Origin of the sequence: Prosthecobacter sp., assembly GCF_044222345.1 — a bacterium.
Taxonomy (GTDB): domain Bacteria; phylum Verrucomicrobiota; class Verrucomicrobiia; order Verrucomicrobiales; family Verrucomicrobiaceae; genus Prosthecobacter.
In genome coordinates this window covers 71321-86190 of the sequence record NZ_JBGANL010000011.1, presented here as the reverse complement: position 1 = coordinate 86190, position 14870 = coordinate 71321, and the positions used below count along the sequence as shown (strand labels likewise).

Genomic DNA, 14870 nt, shown 5'->3' with positions numbered 1-14870 from the left:
CCCCAGCGATAGAATCGCAAAAACGCCCCCGTTTAAGCCAGTGGTAAGACCTCTAACCACATGGCTTTTTCATCCATCAAACCTCAGCGCAGCCTCGTCGAGGAGGTGTGTGCGCGTATCGCATCGGAAATTCGTGATCACAGCAGCGGCGGCGACGGTTGGCTGCCGCCCGAGCGGGATCTGGCGCTGAAGCTGGGTGTGAGCAGGCCGGTGGTGCGTGAGGCGACGAAGCGACTGGAACTGCAAGGCCTCCTGGAAGTGAAGCACGGTGTGGGCACGAAGGTGGTGGACAAGCTGCACAAGCCGCTGAACGGGTCTCTGGCGCTGCTGATTCCGGATGACAAAGAGCGGCTGCGACAGCTCATCCAGGTGCGGTTCATGCTGGAGCCGGAGAATGCGCGGCTGGCGGCTGAGAACGCCACTCCAGCGCAGATTTGCCGGTTGCGCGCGGCATTGCAGGAACTGGCAGAGACGCAGGATTTTGAGACAGCGGTGGAGGCAGACATGGCATTTCACCGGGAGCTCGCGGCGGCATCGGGCAATCAGATTGCGAACCTGCTGCTGCATTCGCTCTCCGAACTGATTCAAACAAGTCTCCAGCATGGTTACAGCCGCACCTCGACTGACAATGCAGTGCGTCAGCATGCAGCGGTGCTCAACGCCATTGAGAAACGCGATCCCACCGCCGCAGCGAAAGCCATGCGTGAGCATCTCATCACCGCCGAAACCGATCTGGCCCTGCCAAAAGCCAAGAAAGCAGCATGAAATCACTTCCCTACTTATTTTTGTTCAGCACCAGCGCCCTCGCTGTCGAACCGGATGCAGCCAAGCTGTTTCATGAGCAGGTGGCCCCAATCCTGGTGAAGAACTGCGTGGAATGTCACAACGACGTGACGACCAAAGGCGGCCTGAACATGAGCACGCTGGCCGAGGTGCTCAAAGGCGGAGACGACGGCCTGGCCTTGGTTCCGGGCAAATCTGCAGAGTCCTCCCTCTACACGATGATCGTGCCGGAAGCGGCGGGTGAGAAGGCGGAGATGCCGAAGAAGAAGCCCGCGCTCTCCACCGCCGAAACCGATCTCATCAAACGTTGGATCGACATGGGCGCGGCGTGGCCGCAGGAGATTGTGCTCAAGGAGAAGCCCAAGGGGGATGTCACGCACTGGTCACTGCTGCCGCTGAAGACATCGAAGCTGGCATCCATCGACGAGTTTATTGCGGAAAAGCTGAAGGAGAAAAACCTCACGATGAATGCGCCAGCAGATGCCCGTACGTTTATCCGCCGCGCCAGCTTTGACCTGACTGGACTGCCGCCGACGCCAGAAGAAGCGGCGGCTTTTGAAAAGGAATTCAGCCGGGACCAAACAGCGGCTGTTAAGAGCTTGATCGACCGCCTGCTGGCCTCACCACGCTACGGCGAGCGTTGGGCACGGCATTGGTTGGATGTGGTGCGCTTTGCGGAAAGCCATGGCTTTGAGATGAACCGTGTGCGGCCCAATGCGTGGCCATATCGTGATTACGTCATTCGTGCATTCAATGAGGACAAGCCGTATGACCAGTTTGTGCGTGAGCAGATCGCCGGGGATCAGCTGGGCATGGATGAAGGCACGGGATTTCTTGTGGCGGGTTCCTGGGATCAGGTGAAGGGCCAGGACCCGGTGCTGCGGGCGAATCAACGGGCGGATGAAATGCATGACCTCGTGAGCACCACGGGCAGTACTTTTCTGGGGCTCACGATTGGCTGCGCACGCTGCCATGATCACAAGTTTGATCCCATTTTGCAGACCGACTACTATCGCGTGCGCGCCATTTTTGAGGGCGTGCAGCATGCGGAGCGTGAACTGCGCCCGGCGGATGCTGAACAACGACTGAAGCAAGCCGAAGGCGTGCGGACGGAAATCGCGAAGGTGGATGCGGCGCTCGCGCGCTTCCAACCTCGTGCGCAGCTGACCAAACGTGTGCTGGTGGATGATGACCTGCCGCCGCCAACCAAGCCAGATGCGATCGGCTGCGTGCAGATCGAGCAGCCTACGAATGGCAAGCCCATCGAGTATTCTCCAGGCACAGAGCTGGGCCAGGCAGCAGATCCGGGAGATGCAACACGCCTGCCCAATCTCGGCGAAAGCTACCGCTACTGGAAGGCGGAGAAGGATGCCGCCGCGCAGGATTTCTTCTCGTGGAATCCGCGTGTCTCAGGCAAACAGCGCATCTGGCTTTCATGGGGAGCGTGGACCACGCATGCGAAGGATGCGCGCTACATCCTCGATCTGGATGGCGATGCGATCACCAAGGGGGACCAGCAGGAAATCGCCAGCGTGGATCAAAGCAGGTTTGCCGACGGCAGTGGAGCGATCCCGGGACAGAAGCGCTGGAGCGGGTTCAAGTATGCCGGAACGTATGCGCTGACGAAGGATTCCATCCTCATCCTGCGCAGCGGCAAACTCGGCGGGCCCACCGTGGCGGATGCGGTGCTGTTTGAAGCAGCGGACGGGACCCAGCCTGCATCACAGCCGCATCTGCGCGCGCCTGTGACACATCTGGCGAACCGAGAGAGCTTTGATGCAGTGAAGGCGAAGTTTGTGCGCTTCACGATTCATGGGACGACTGGCGGGCAGCCCTGCATTGATGAGCTGGAAGTTTTTTCTACCGGGAAGCAGCCGCGCAATGTTGCGCTGGCGAAGCACGGAGCCAAAGTCACCGCTTCGGATGTATTCAGCGATGGCGCGAATCCGATCCACCAGATCGCACATGCCAACGATGGTTTGTATGGCAACGCAAAGAGCTGGATTTCCAAGAATGCGGGCAAGGGCTGGTTGCAGATCGAACTGCCGCGTGAGGAAAGCATCAGCAGCGTGGTTTGGAGCCGGGATCGCGGAGAGAAGAAGGGCAAGGTCTATGAAGATCGTCTCGCCACGGATTATGTGATTGAGACTTCTCTGGACGGGAAAACATGGCAGGCGGTGGCTTCATCGGCTGACCGGCTGGGCGTGGAGTACCGGGACCGCATTCGTGACATTCCGACCTTGAGCGGAGTCTCGGCAGACAACGCCGCCGAGGTGAAGAAGCACAGCGAGCAGCGTGCGGTGCTGCAGCGCAGACTGAAGGAAATGACAAGCTTCCCCATGGCCTACCTGGGCAAGTTTGAGCAGCCGGGGCCGACCTTCCGCTTGCAGCGTGGCGACCCGATGACACCGCAGGAAGAAATCACGCCAGGGGCACTGACCCAGATCGGCGCGAAACTGGACCTGCCCAAAGACACACCCGAAGCCGAACGGCGCATGGCTTTGGCGAAGTGGCTGACCAATCCGCAGAATCCGCTGACGTCACGGGTGATGGCGAACCGAATCTGGCACTATCATTTCGGCACGGGCATCGTCGATACGCCGAGCGATCTCGGCTTCAATGGCGGCAAACCATCACACCCGGAACTACTCGACTGGCTGGCCGCACAGTTCATGCAGCGCGGCTGGAGCATGAAGGAGATGCACCGGCTCATCATGAACTCAGCGGCTTACCGGCAGTCGAGCGCTGCGAATGATGCCGGAATGCTGGCGGATTCGGGCGCGCGGCTTCTGTGGCGCTTTCCGACACGGCGGCTCGAAGCGGAGCCCCTGCGCGATACGATCCTGGCTGTGAGTGGCGTGCTGGATCTGACGATGGGCGGGCCCGGCTTTGATCTCTTTGTGCCGAATGACAACTACGTGAAGGTGTATCAGTCGAAGCAGGAGTTTGGTCCCGACACGTTCCGGCGCATGGTGTACCAGAGCAAGCCACGCGTGCAGCTTGATGACACGTTTGGTGCGTTCGATGTGCCGGATGCCGGGCAGATCGCCCCGCGCCGCACCTCAAGCACGACGCCGCTGCAGGCGCTGAATTTCCTGAACAGCACCTTTGCGATGCAGCAGAGCGAACTGCTGGCCACACGAATCGAAAAGGACGCGGGCAAGGACGCTGCGGCACAGGTGAAGCGGGCCTTTCAACTGGCCTACCAGCGCGAGCCGAATGCGGACGAACTGGCTGCCTCCACACAGCTCATCTCACAACACGGGCTGGCGATGTTCTGCCGCGCGCTGTTCAACACGAGCGAGTTCATGACCCTGTATTGATCCTGTTATGCAAAACCATCTTTTATCTCGTCGGAATTTTCTCAATCAAGGCGTCAGCGGGCTGGGCAGCATCGCTTTGACTTCACTGCTCGCGCAGAAGGGACTGCTGGCAAATGACCCCATTCGCCCGCGTATTGATCCGGCGCATCCCTACTCGCCGAGACCTCCACATTTTGAGCCGCGTGCGAAGAACGTGCTCGTCATTTTCTGCTCCGGAGCACTGAGCCATGTGGACACGTTTGATTACAAACCTGAGCTGGTGAAACGGCACGGCATGCCGCTGCCAGGAGCCGCGGATTTGATCACCTTCCAAGGGGCGCAGGGGAACCTCGTCAAACCCATCTGGGAGTTCAAGCCGCGCGGACAAAGCGGCAAGATGATCAGCGACCTGCTGCCGAACATTGCCGGCTTCGCGGATGACATGTGCTTCATCCATTCGATGACGGCGAAGTCGAACACGCACGGACCGGCGGAGAATCAGATGAGCACGGGGTACATTCTCGATGGATTCCCCGGCATGGGCTCCTGGGTGACGTATGCGCTGGGCTCCGAGTGCGATGACATGCCGGCCTTTGTGGCGATCCCAGATCCGCGTGGCGTGCCGCAGATCGGCCCACGGCACTGGAACTCGGCCTTTCTGCCTGCAGCATTCCAGGGCACAGCGTTCAACGCCAGCAAGCCGATCCCGAATCTGATGCGCCCCGCGAGTGTGAGCGAGACGGCAGACCGGGACACGCGTGCTTTTGTGAATCTGCTCAATCAGAAACAGGCGCAGGAGCATCCAGCGGACAGCGACTTGGCTGCACGGATTTCGTCCTACGAACTGGCGGCACGGATGCAGATCGCGGCTTCAGAGGTCGGCAACCTGTCGAACGAGAGCAAGGCCACGCTGGATCTGTACGGTGTGAACGACAGCAACGAGACGAAAGCAGGTTTCGCCAAGAACTGCCTGCTGGCGCGGCGCCTGATCGAGCGAGGGGTGCGGTTTGTGCAGCTTTTCAACGGCTCCTACGCCATGGGCGAGGGCGTGGGCAACTGGGACGGGCACAAGACCATTGAGCAGCAGTACTCGGTGCATGGGCCGATCCTGGACCAGCCCGTGGCCGGACTGCTGAAGGATTTGAAAGCCCGGGGACTGCTGCAGGACACGCTGGTGGCGTTTGTGACAGAGTTTGGCCGCATGCCGACCTTTCAGAAGGGGGCGAATGGGCGTGATCACAATCCGAAGGGCTTCACGGTCTGGCTGGCGGGTGCCGGGGTGAAAAAGGGCTTCAGCTACGGGGCCACCGACGAATTTGGCTACAAGGCGGCCGAGCGCGTGAGCACCATTTACGACCTGCATGCCACCCTTTTGCACCTGCTGGGCATCGACCACGAGCGCCTGAGCTACTACAACAACGGCATCGAAAGACGGCTGACGGACGTCCATGGGCACGTGCTCAAAGACGTGCTGGCATGAGCCGACCTGAGAATGAGGGGGAAAAAACGTTTGATTTCCTTCTCAAAGTCTCCACCATGCGCCTCCCCAAAATCTGACCCCATTCCCGTACACGTACCATGGCAGTTGTTCTCCGTCTCCGTCAAGAAGGCCAAAAAGGCCGTCCAGTCTTCCGTATTGTTGCGGCTGACCAACGCTTCCCAAAAGAAGGCCGTTTCCTCGAAATCCTTGGTACCTACGACCCGCAGAAGGGCGTCAAAGGTGCCATCGTGAAGCTTGACCGTGTCAATGCCTGGATCTCCCAAGGAGCCAAGCCTTCCGACACCGTGAAGAGCCTGATCAAGCACGCCGCAGCCGCAGTCCCGGCATAAGCAGCCATGGACGCGCCGGAAGCCCTCCGCGAGTTCCTCTCTTATGTGGTGGCGAATTTGATCGACCACCCGCAGCAGGCGACCATTGCCATCGGCACTAATATCAACGGTGCCGTGGCTTATCGCGTACAGCTAGCGCCGGAAGATGTGCGCCATGTTATCGGCAAAAACGGCATGACGATCAGTGCGATCCGCTCCCTATTGAACACAGCAGCCGCCAAGCATGGGATCAAGATTTCCCTCAAAGTAGGGTCCGCACGTGAAGACGATGCGGAAGCCGCAGCAGCGGCTGAAGACGCTACTCACGCCGAAGCGTGAGCTGATCAGGCCAACTTGCTGCCTGCCCACCAGCCGAAGGCTGCGGCGGTGACCCCCAGCAGGATGCTGCCAATGGCATTGAGCAGCGCGAGCCAGGAATGCTGGTTCAGCAGCAGCAGCCACGAGTCGTTCGCGAGCGTGGAGAAGGTCGTATAGCCCCCAAGCACGCCTGTGGCGGCAAACAGCCACGGGCCGCTGCCTTTTTCCTTCATGGCAGGCAGGGCAAAGAGGAAGCCCAGAATGAAACTGCCGAGGATGTTGGCCGCGAGGACTCCCCAGGGGAAGACGGCCTTTGGCAGCAGACGCGCCATGCCGATGACGGTGCCATACCGCAGCACCGAACCGAAGCCGCCACCGAGAAAGATCAGAAGGATGTTCTTCATAGCAGGTTGCTGATTGTGATCATGCCACCACCGCCCCCTCACGTCGGGAGCCGCCGATCGTCTGCGGTGCGATGCGCGCCCGCCACACGTAGCGCTGGAAGAGCACCTTGACCGAGGCTGTGAGAGGCACCGCCAGGATGGCTCCGAGCAAACCGCCAAGGAGCAAGCCCCAGACGAGCACAGAGGCGATCACCGTCATGGGGTGCAGTCCCACGGCTTCACCGACAATGCGAGGGGTGATGAACAGGGCATCCACCTGCTGGACCAAGGCGAAGACCCCTGTCACCACCAGCGGCATGACCCACCAAGGGTCCGCAGAAATCCACGCACTCCCTCCCTGCACCGAGGCGATGATCACCGCCGGGATCCAGCACAGGACAATGCCCAGATAGGGGATGATTCCTGCCAGACAGAGCGCCAGGCCGATGAGCAGGCCAAAGTCCAGCCCCACGATCATCAGGCCTATGCCGGTGGCGATGCCATTGATCACACTGACAAAAAGCTGGCCGCGGAAGAAGGCCACGAGGTAGCTGTTGATCTCGTTCAGGCAGCTCACCAGCTCGTCTTTGAAGGCCGAGGCCCTCAGTGGCAGGTAGTCTGACCACTGCTCCTGAATATTGGCGCTCTCGATCAGGAAATAGTAGAGGTACAACGGCACGATGATGAAGGAGAGCAGAAAGCCAAAGACACCGAGGAAGCCCCCCACACTGGTTCTGAGGAAGGTCCAGACAATGCCCGGCAGCTTGGGCAAAGTTGTCTTCACCCAGTCGCCACGCAGAAAGGACTGAAAGTCGGCATCGGCCTCATCGACTTGCTCCTTGGCGGCTGGGGCCGAAGCTTGACTCCCAGATGAGGGTGCTGGCACTGACGCCGGCAAGGCAGGCAGCTTGAGATCGTACTTTGCCGAAAAATCGATGACCGCCTTTTGCGCCTTGGAATAATAGACGGGCACGCGCTCTGCCAGATGGTGAGCGGGATCGTCCAGCTTCACCACGATCCACCAGCCCAAACCACCCATGGCCAGCGTGAACACCGCAAAGGCCAGCAGTACAGAGCGCTGCCTGTTTAAGCCGCGCCGCTCCAGCCACTCCACGCCGGGCTCCAGCAGGTAGGCAAGCACCCCTGCCACGGCGAAGGGGACGAGAATGGGCTGAAGAAAGGCCATGACCTGCGTCGCGAGATAGATCAGCCCGATGGCCAGCGCACCGATGACGGTGATCGATATGGCAGTGATGGCTGTCCATAACGCATTGCGCTGAAAGACGGTGGGAAGATTCTTCATAGGGGAGAATGGAGTGCAAACTAGTCGTTCACCGCCGTTTGGGTACTCCAAAGATAGCCTCAAATTGGACAGCTTAATCTCACCGCGTATCGTTGCCCACCATGTCACGCCCTCAGCCCCAGCCTGTTGATCCCGCCGAACTCCCGCAACTCGCACAGGCCACCATGCGTGCCGCGAAGTTTCCCATGCTGGCCACCGTGGATGGCGACCAGCCGAGGCTGCGCCCTGTCTCACCAGTGCGCACAGATGGCTTCACGGTCTATGTGGCCAATCTGCGCCGCTATGGCAAGACGCACGAGCTTGCCGTGAATCCGAAGGCCGAGCTTTGCTACAAGGATGAACAGGATAATCAGGTGCGCATCACGGCCACCGCTGAAATCCTCACCGAGTGCCCGCTGCTGGAAGCAATCTGGAATTCGAACCCCTTGCTGCGCGCCTATCTGGGCAGCATCGAAAATCCTGAGCTGATCATCTACCGCTTTATTCCCAATCAGGTTCGCTACATGCGCGAGTGGGCCTTGGAATATTTTGAAGTGCCTTTTTAAAGGCATCCACAAAGTTACCCATCCTTTTGGCCTGAGGTATGCGTTGCATGACGAATCAATGAACGTGTCCTGGAATGTGAATAACTTCGTCTTTGTGAATAAGTTCTTGCCAGCCACTTCACGTTCTGACACTCTTCAGCAATTACCGTGATTCATTCAAATAATCACATTTCGGGATCGGTACGTTTGGCTCTCTCCCGCGCCAACGAAAAGCTGTCCCCGCCTTTTTCAACGCAGGCAACCACTACACCCACTAAACTACCATGGACCGTGACGACCACCCAGCATCGGTAATCTCTTCTGTCATTTCCACCCGCGCTTCTGACCCTGGTCCTGTTTCTGTGAATTCTGCCTCCTCCTCCCGCCGCCGCCGCGCCAACGCCCCCACTGCAACCAAGACGTTCGTCCTCGACACCAACGTCCTGCTGCACGACCCCGCCTGCATTCACCGCTTTGCCGAGCATCACATCTGCATTCCTGTCGATGTCTTGAGCGAACTGGACCGCTTCAAAAACGAGATGACTGAGCGCGGCTCCAATGCCCGCGAAGTGCATCGGGCGCTGATGAAAATTTTCTCCAACAAGGGCGCGTCCGTCACCACAGGAGTGCCGACTGACGGTGGCGGCAGCATCCGCGTGGCAGTCTATGATCCTGCCGAGGCGCGCAAGCACGCCAGCGTGCAGGGATTTGAGCGCATTTTTCACGATCTGGACAAAGCCGACCACCGCATCCTGGCCTGCACACTCTGGCTCAGCGAGCAGGTTTCACCACCGGTCATTCTCGTCAGCAAAGACCTGAACATGCAGCTCAAGGCACGAGCCGTGGGCATCGAGTGCGAAGATTACCTGCATGACAAAGTGGAGCCGCGTGAGGTCGCAAACTTTGACATCGCCCGTGTGGAAGTCAGTCAGCATGAACTGCAGCGCTTCGCGAGCAGCGGCTGTCTTTCCGTGCCGGAGACCCGCACCGTGGGGATGGTCGTGAACGACTACGCGCTGCTCACCGCCGGAGACAAAGCCACGATGCCTGCGAAGCTGAGCACGAATGGTGAATTCGTCCGCCTGCACCACACACCGGAGTCGATCAAGGTCGGTCAGGGCCGTGCCATCAAGCCGATGAATCTGGGTCAGGCCTGCTTCCTGGATGCGCTGCTTGACCCTGAGATCAGCCTCGTCACCTGCTACGGTCAGGCAGGCACGGGCAAGACCCTGCTCGCTGTCGCGGCTGCCTTGCAGCAGGTGTTTAACCGCACCTACCACGGTGTTACCGTGAGCCGTCCCATCGTTGCCATGGGTCAGACCGTTGGCTTCCTGCCCGGCTCCTTGCAGGAAAAAATGCGCCCCTGGCTGCAGCCCGTCTATGACGCTCTGGATCTCCTGATGCGACCCATGGAAGGCACGCAGCAGGGCCCGGCCCGCAAAAAGAACCGCTTCATGCCCGAACCGCAGCAGCAGATGGCTACGCCAGCCGCGCCTTATGATCCGCTGATTCAGCAGGGCGTGATTGAAGTGGAGGCGCTCTGCTACATTCGTGGCCGCAGCATTCCAGATCGCTTTTTCATCCTAGACGAAGCGCAGCAGCTCACGCCGCTGGAGGCCAAGACGATCGTCACCCGCATGTCACGTGGCTCCAAGCTCGTCCTCGTCGGCGACCCGGCGCAGATCGACAATCCCTACGTGGACAGCCGCAGCAATGGGCTCGTTTATACACGCCAGCGCATGCGCGGGCAGAAATTTGCGGCCCACGTTCCGCTGGTCAAAGGCGAGCGCAGCGCCCTGGCTGAAGCTGCGGCGAGGTTGCTGTAGCTTCATTGATTACGGAAAATAGCACTTAAAAAATTCCTCTGAGATTTTTTGAAATGGAATGGCCACGGCCTCGTTTAACACGCCACACGCCGGACTGGGCATTCCAGAAACCAGCGCTCAATATCCACAACTCAAAATTAACTCACATGAAAGTTATCGCCTCATTCCTGGCCATTCTTGCCATCTCCACAGTCACCTCCTTCGGAGCTGACGCCCCCAAGAAGCCCAAGATGACCCCCGAAGAAATGTTCGCCAAGAAAGACGCCGACAAGGACGGCAAGCTCAGCAAGGAAGAATTCCTCAAGGGAGCCAAGGACGCGGCCAAGGCCGAAGCCACGTTCACCAAAAAAGACAAGGACAAGGATGGCTCCCTTTCCAAGGAAGAGTTCACCGCTGCTCCCAAGAAGAAGTAGGGCGACCAAGTCGCCTGACTTTTGACTCTCACAAGTCACCACGCCGCACCCGCCCAGCGCGAGTGCGGCGTTTTTATGTCTGCATCAGGGAGGTCCCCGATACGGTTAATAAAAAAGAACCATCTTTTATCGAAACGAAATGGGCGGCTTCTAGTTTAACCCGGCGCGAACGGGACTGGTCCCCAGCATCCTGAACTCTAAGTCAACAACCCAATACAGATCCATATGAAAGCTATTACCTCGTTCCTCGCCATCCTGGCGCTCTCCGCAGTGACCACCTTTGCTGCTGATGGTGATGCCCCCAAAAAGCCAGAAGGTGACAAGGGCAAGCCCAAGATGAATCCTGCAGAAATGCTCAAGAGACTCGACACCGACAAAGACGGCAAGGTCTCCAAAGCAGAATTCCTGGCTTCTCCGAATGCCAAGAAGGACGAAGCCAAGGCCACCGAGCGCTTTGGCAAGATGGACAAGAACAGCGACGGTTCCCTCACGCTGGAAGAACTGACCCCGAAGAAAAAGAAGGACGCCTGAGCCGTCTGACTCTTTGACTTCCCACAGTCATCAAGGCCGCACCCGCCCCGCGCGTGTGCGGCTTTTTTGTGGATGCGTTTGCCAGAACGCGGAAGAAGCCCCCTGCCCTGCAACGTACCTTCTGACCGGCCCGCTTTGCCTTTTTCGAATGCTCCGCTGCACCTTCATCACATTCCTGCTTTTCGTCGCTTCCAGCCATGCGGCGGTGGATTACACCACGCAGATCAAACCGCTGCTGCAACAGCACTGCGTGAAATGCCACGGCGCAACCACGCAGAAATCCCAGCTCAAGCTCGACACCGCCGCTGCTGCCCGCACCGGCGGCAAGCATGGCACGGCATTGCCAGATCTCCTTGTGCAGGTCGTCTCTGGGACTCACGCTGAAATCCCGCAGATGCCCTACAAACGCGGACCGCTGGATTCTGCGCAGATCGCGCTCATCAGGCAGTGGGTTGCCGAGGGCGCGCAGGCTCCCGCGGAGGAAGCTCCGAGCGATGATAGGCACTGGGCGTTCATCGCGCCGGTCAAAGCACCGCTGCCGCAGAGTGACACCAAGCATCCCATTGATGCCTTCATTCGCTCAAGTCTCAGCAAAGCAGGGCTGGAGCCCTCGCCTCCTGCGGCGCCTGCCACACTCATCCGCCGTCTCCATCTGGACCTCACCGGCCTGCCGCCGACACCTGCTGAAGTGGCTGCTTTTCTCAAACAGTCTGCATCCTCCATTGCGGATCTGGCCGCACGGCTGCTCGCCTCCAAACATTATGGCGAACGCTGGGGCCGCTGGTGGCTCGATCAGGCGCGCTACGGCGACAGCAATGGCTACAGCATCGACGCCCCGCGCAGCATGTGGCCGTATCGCGACTATGTCGTCAACGCCTTGAACCAAGACAAGCCCTTTGACCAGTTCACGCTGGAACAACTCGCGGGCGACATGCTGCCGAAGCCTTCGCGTGAGCAGCTCATCGCCACGGGTTTCCATCGCAACACGCAGATCAATCAGGAAGGCGGCATCGACAAAGAGCAGTTCCGCATTGAGAGCATCTTTGATCGCGTGGCCACCACCGGCACGGTCTGGCTGGGACTCACCATCGGCTGCGCGCAGTGTCACGACCACAAGTTTGATCCCATCAGCCAGCGCGAGTATTATCAGCTCTTCGCCTTCCTCAACAACCAGGACGAACCCACCCTGCCCGTGCCTGATCCGGGTCAGGATCTCGACAAGCTGAAGGCCGAGCACGCGCAGGTGCTCAAGCAGATCGATGCGCACATCAAGGCGAGAATCGCTGTCCTGCAGGAATGGGAAAAGACGCTCGGTGACCAGTCCAAGAAGCTGGTCGATGCCGAGGCGCTGAAGTCCCTGGCCAAGCCTGCCGCCAAACGTGCCGCCGCAGATCAGCGCATTCTTTTCAAAGCCATGACCGGCACGTCTGACAGCGTCTTCAATCCGCTCTACGACCGGCACCTCGAACTCGATAATATTTTCAAGAACGGCACCACCACCCTGGTGATGAAGGAACTGCCACAGCCGCGCAAAACGACGCTCTTCATCAAAGGTGATTTCACGCGCCCTTCTGAAGAGGTGCAGCCCGGCGTGCTCGCCGTGCTGCCTGCGCTACCAGCGGGAGCCAAAGCGGACCGCCTCGCCCTTGCACGCTGGCTCATTGATCCGAAGAACCCGCTCACCGCACGCGTCATCGTCAACCGCGTCTGGCAACAGTATTTTGGACGCGGCCTCGTCTCGACGGAAAATGATTTTGGCACCATGGGCCGCCTGCCCACCCACCCCGAACTGCTCGACTGGCTCGCTGTGGATTTCATGGAGCACGGCTGGAGCCTCAAGCACCTGCACAAGCTCATCGTCACCAGCGCGACGTATCAGCAGGCTTCCACCATTCGGCCTTCATCAGCCCGCATTGATCCCAACAACGACCTGCTCTGGCGGCAGAACCGCCTGCGGCTGGATGCGGAGGTCGTGCGCGATGTCTGCCTCGCCGCAAGCGGTCTGCTCTCGCCCAAGATGGGCGGAGCGCCCGTTTATCCGCCCATCCCTGAGGGCGTCATGTCCTTGGGGCAGGTCAAGCGCGCCTGGCCGCTCAGCAAAGGCAGCGACCGCTACAGGCGTGGCATTTACACCTTCATCTTCCGTGCCACTCCGCCGCCTGCGCTGAGCGTCTTTGATGCGCCGGATGGTTTCAGCACCTGCACCCGCCGCATTCGCAGCAACACGCCCCTGCAAGCCCTCACCCTGCTCAATGACAGTGCCTATGTGGAGTTTGCCCAGGCTCTGGCTGCACGCCTGATCAAGGAAGCCAAAACGGACGACACTCGCATTGATCGTGCCTGCCAGCTCTGCCTCTCCCGCCCGCCGCTCGATCACGAGCGAAAGGCCCTCACCCGGCTGCTCGCCGCCGAACGTCAAGCGAACGCCACTGAGCCTCAAGCCTGGCAGGCGGTTGCCCGGGTGATGCTGAATCTGGATGAGACCATCACGCGGGAGTAGAAACAGAGGCGGTCACCCGGCCATTCCTCAGATGCTTTCCCAAGCGCGCTCGCCCACGGGATCGCGGCCTTCATCGTACTCGATGTGGTCAATGAGAGTCTCGATGGGCTTGCCGCTGAGCCCGCTGTCCTGAATGCGCTGGGGAAGCACGGCGGAGCGCTCGTCACGCCAGCCGAGTTTGGCAATGAAACGGTTCCACATGTGGCATTCCTCATCGGTGCGGGCCGTGCCGCGGGCATGCACCCAGTTCAGGATTTCCTCATCCGTGCCGCCTTCGAGGACGCGTGTCTGGAGTGCTGAATAAGGGACGCCGAGGAAACGGCAGCAGCGACCATCGAGAGTATAAAACTGCGTGTCACCCAGCTGAGCCGTGTAATCGGCGGGGAGTTTAGCCGCGGCATGCAGACGGATCTTGTCGAGCATGCGGCCGAAATAGATGAGACGGCCGACCTTGGCGTAGCAACTGCGGAGACCTGGGACGTGGGGCATGAGGTCACTATTGTCCATCATGCTCCTGTTTGGCAAGCTGTGAACCCTCAGGGCGGTGGCAGCGGCACGTCATTGATCCGTGGCGCAGCGGGCATGGGCGCAGCACCGGGAACCGGAGTGGGTGGTGGGGGAAGAATCGGATTGGGCGGCAGGCCCGTCTGCACAGGCGTGGTATTCATGTTTTGACGCTGGGGCAGGCCCCGGACTTGATTAGGCGCTGCAGACTGCTGCGTGGGAATGGCACTCCTGACCTCGACGGGTGGTGCGGCGGAGAGATCGGCAAAACTGATCCAGCCGGCCTGATCTCCCTTCTGCAATTGAATGCGGGTCTTGTCCACGCTCTCGCCCGGTTTAACCGCGCGGATCTTGATGCCCATTTCATTTTCCGAACCGATGCGCGCCTCCATGACCTGAGAGGTGGTGCGGTCCACCAGCACGGCGACGACACCGCCATCAATCTCATAGATGCCGGAGAGGCTGAGGTTGTCGGCGAAGTTCGGCCCCGTCGGAGCATCGGGTGAGGGCAAATCCTTCGTGGTGAAGATGGAGCGCTCCCACAAGGGGGTGAAATGCGCCAGTTTTGGAAACGGCACAGGGGTGGCGTCTTTTTTCTGTGGCTCCTGGGCAGATGCGTGAGTGGCAAACATCGCCAGTCCCAGCAGAGAGAATGATAGCGTGAAAAGTTTCAT

Annotated in this window: 14 protein-coding genes; 10 read left to right on the top strand and 4 right to left on the bottom strand. The window is 59.7% G+C overall.

All coding sequences use genetic code 11. The annotated features are described in order from the left end of the window. Positions 1-60: 60 nt before the first annotated feature. The 5 genes from ACILSL_RS08610 to ACILSL_RS08590 all read left to right on the top strand — a co-directional run bounded on the left by ACILSL_RS08610 (position 61) and on the right by ACILSL_RS08590 (position 6233). Positions 61-765, top strand: a complete 705-nt coding sequence (locus ACILSL_RS08610; RefSeq protein ID WP_395731599.1) for a FadR/GntR family transcriptional regulator — start codon at positions 61-63, stop codon at positions 763-765. Next, a complete protein-coding gene (locus tag ACILSL_RS08605; protein WP_395731598.1) occupies positions 762-4106 on the top strand; it encodes a DUF1553 domain-containing protein in 3345 nt (1114 codons plus the stop codon). The genes ACILSL_RS08610 and ACILSL_RS08605 overlap by 4 nt, the downstream gene beginning before the upstream one ends. A gap of 7 nt (positions 4107-4113) precedes the next feature. Further along, positions 4114-5565, top strand: coding sequence for a DUF1501 domain-containing protein (locus tag ACILSL_RS08600; RefSeq protein ID WP_395731597.1), 1452 nt, complete (start codon positions 4114-4116; stop codon positions 5563-5565). Between the two features lie 98 nt (positions 5566-5663). Beyond that, positions 5664-5915 (top strand): 30S ribosomal protein S16, encoded by a 252-nt coding sequence (gene rpsP / locus ACILSL_RS08595; protein ID WP_395731596.1) that lies wholly within the window; start codon positions 5664-5666, stop codon positions 5913-5915. 6 nt (positions 5916-5921) lie between these two features. After that, positions 5922-6233: a KH domain-containing protein gene (locus ACILSL_RS08590; RefSeq protein ID WP_395731595.1), complete on the top strand. Its 312-nt coding sequence runs from the start codon at positions 5922-5924 to the stop codon at positions 6231-6233. Between the two features lie 5 nt (positions 6234-6238). Here ACILSL_RS08590 and crcB read toward each other — a convergent pair whose 3' ends face one another. Both crcB and ACILSL_RS08580 read right to left on the bottom strand, forming a co-directional pair. Next, on the bottom strand, positions 6239-6616 hold the full coding sequence (gene crcB / locus ACILSL_RS08585; RefSeq protein ID WP_395731594.1) for a fluoride efflux transporter CrcB: 378 nt from the start codon (positions 6614-6616) through the stop codon (positions 6239-6241). A 19-nt stretch (positions 6617-6635) separates the two neighbouring features. Then, positions 6636-7898, bottom strand: coding sequence for an AI-2E family transporter (locus ACILSL_RS08580; RefSeq protein ID WP_395731593.1), 1263 nt, complete (start codon positions 7896-7898; stop codon positions 6636-6638). A 101-nt stretch (positions 7899-7999) separates the two neighbouring features. On the opposite strand from ACILSL_RS08580, the gene ACILSL_RS08575 reads away from it, so the two are divergent. The 5 genes from ACILSL_RS08575 to ACILSL_RS08555 all read left to right on the top strand — a co-directional run bounded on the left by ACILSL_RS08575 (position 8000) and on the right by ACILSL_RS08555 (position 13692). After that, positions 8000-8443 carry a pyridoxamine 5'-phosphate oxidase family protein gene (locus ACILSL_RS08575; protein WP_395731592.1) on the top strand — a complete coding sequence of 148 codons (444 nt, stop codon included), beginning with the start codon at positions 8000-8002 and terminating at the stop codon, positions 8441-8443. A 341-nt stretch (positions 8444-8784) separates the two neighbouring features. Beyond that, a complete protein-coding gene (locus tag ACILSL_RS08570; protein ID WP_395731591.1) occupies positions 8785-10248 on the top strand; it encodes a PhoH family protein in 1464 nt (487 codons plus the stop codon). A gap of 146 nt (positions 10249-10394) precedes the next feature. Further along, the gene (locus ACILSL_RS08565) at positions 10395-10661 is read left to right on the top strand and encodes an EF-hand domain-containing protein (RefSeq protein ID WP_395731590.1); all 267 of its coding nucleotides are present in this window, start codon (positions 10395-10397) and stop codon (positions 10659-10661) included. 225 nt (positions 10662-10886) lie between these two features. Beyond that, positions 10887-11192, top strand: coding sequence for an EF-hand domain-containing protein (locus ACILSL_RS08560; RefSeq protein WP_395731589.1), 306 nt, complete (start codon positions 10887-10889; stop codon positions 11190-11192). 148 nt (positions 11193-11340) lie between these two features. Next, positions 11341-13692: a PSD1 and planctomycete cytochrome C domain-containing protein gene (locus ACILSL_RS08555; protein ID WP_395731588.1), complete on the top strand. Its 2352-nt coding sequence runs from the start codon at positions 11341-11343 to the stop codon at positions 13690-13692. Between the two features lie 27 nt (positions 13693-13719). On the opposite strand, the gene ACILSL_RS08550 is transcribed toward ACILSL_RS08555, so the two are convergent. Continuing rightward, entirely contained in the window at positions 13720-14181 is a 462-nt protein-coding gene (locus ACILSL_RS08550; protein WP_395731587.1) for a DUF5069 domain-containing protein, read from the bottom strand. 47 nt (positions 14182-14228) lie between these two features. Further along, positions 14229-14870: a hypothetical protein gene (locus ACILSL_RS08545; protein ID WP_395731586.1), complete on the bottom strand. Its 642-nt coding sequence runs from the start codon at positions 14868-14870 to the stop codon at positions 14229-14231.

Bases quoted from the DNA above. Each gene is read 5' to 3' on its own strand.
- ACILSL_RS08590 (WP_395731595.1), top strand. From the start codon at position 5,922: ATGGACGCGCCGGAAGCCCTCCGCGAGTTCCTCTCTTATGTGGTGGCG.
- crcB (WP_395731594.1), bottom strand. From the start codon at position 6,616: ATGAAGAACATCCTTCTGATCTTTCTCGGTGGCGGCTTCGGTTCGGTG.
- ACILSL_RS08545 (WP_395731586.1), bottom strand. From the start codon at position 14,870: ATGAAACTTTTCACGCTATCATTCTCTCTGCTGGGACTGGCGATGTTT.
- ACILSL_RS08555 (WP_395731588.1), top strand. From the start codon at position 11,341: ATGCTCCGCTGCACCTTCATCACATTCCTGCTTTTCGTCGCTTCCAGC.
- ACILSL_RS08575 (WP_395731592.1), top strand. From the start codon at position 8,000: ATGTCACGCCCTCAGCCCCAGCCTGTTGATCCCGCCGAACTCCCGCAA.
- ACILSL_RS08605 (WP_395731598.1), top strand. From the start codon at position 762: ATGAAATCACTTCCCTACTTATTTTTGTTCAGCACCAGCGCCCTCGCT.
- rpsP (WP_395731596.1), top strand. From the start codon at position 5,664: ATGGCAGTTGTTCTCCGTCTCCGTCAAGAAGGCCAAAAAGGCCGTCCA.
- ACILSL_RS08600 (WP_395731597.1), top strand. From the start codon at position 4,114: ATGCAAAACCATCTTTTATCTCGTCGGAATTTTCTCAATCAAGGCGTC.
- ACILSL_RS08560 (WP_395731589.1), top strand. From the start codon at position 10,887: ATGAAAGCTATTACCTCGTTCCTCGCCATCCTGGCGCTCTCCGCAGTG.
- ACILSL_RS08610 (WP_395731599.1), top strand. From the start codon at position 61: ATGGCTTTTTCATCCATCAAACCTCAGCGCAGCCTCGTCGAGGAGGTG.
- ACILSL_RS08580 (WP_395731593.1), bottom strand. From the start codon at position 7,898: ATGAAGAATCTTCCCACCGTCTTTCAGCGCAATGCGTTATGGACAGCC.
- ACILSL_RS08565 (WP_395731590.1), top strand. From the start codon at position 10,395: ATGAAAGTTATCGCCTCATTCCTGGCCATTCTTGCCATCTCCACAGTC.
- ACILSL_RS08550 (WP_395731587.1), bottom strand. From the start codon at position 14,181: ATGCCCCACGTCCCAGGTCTCCGCAGTTGCTACGCCAAGGTCGGCCGT.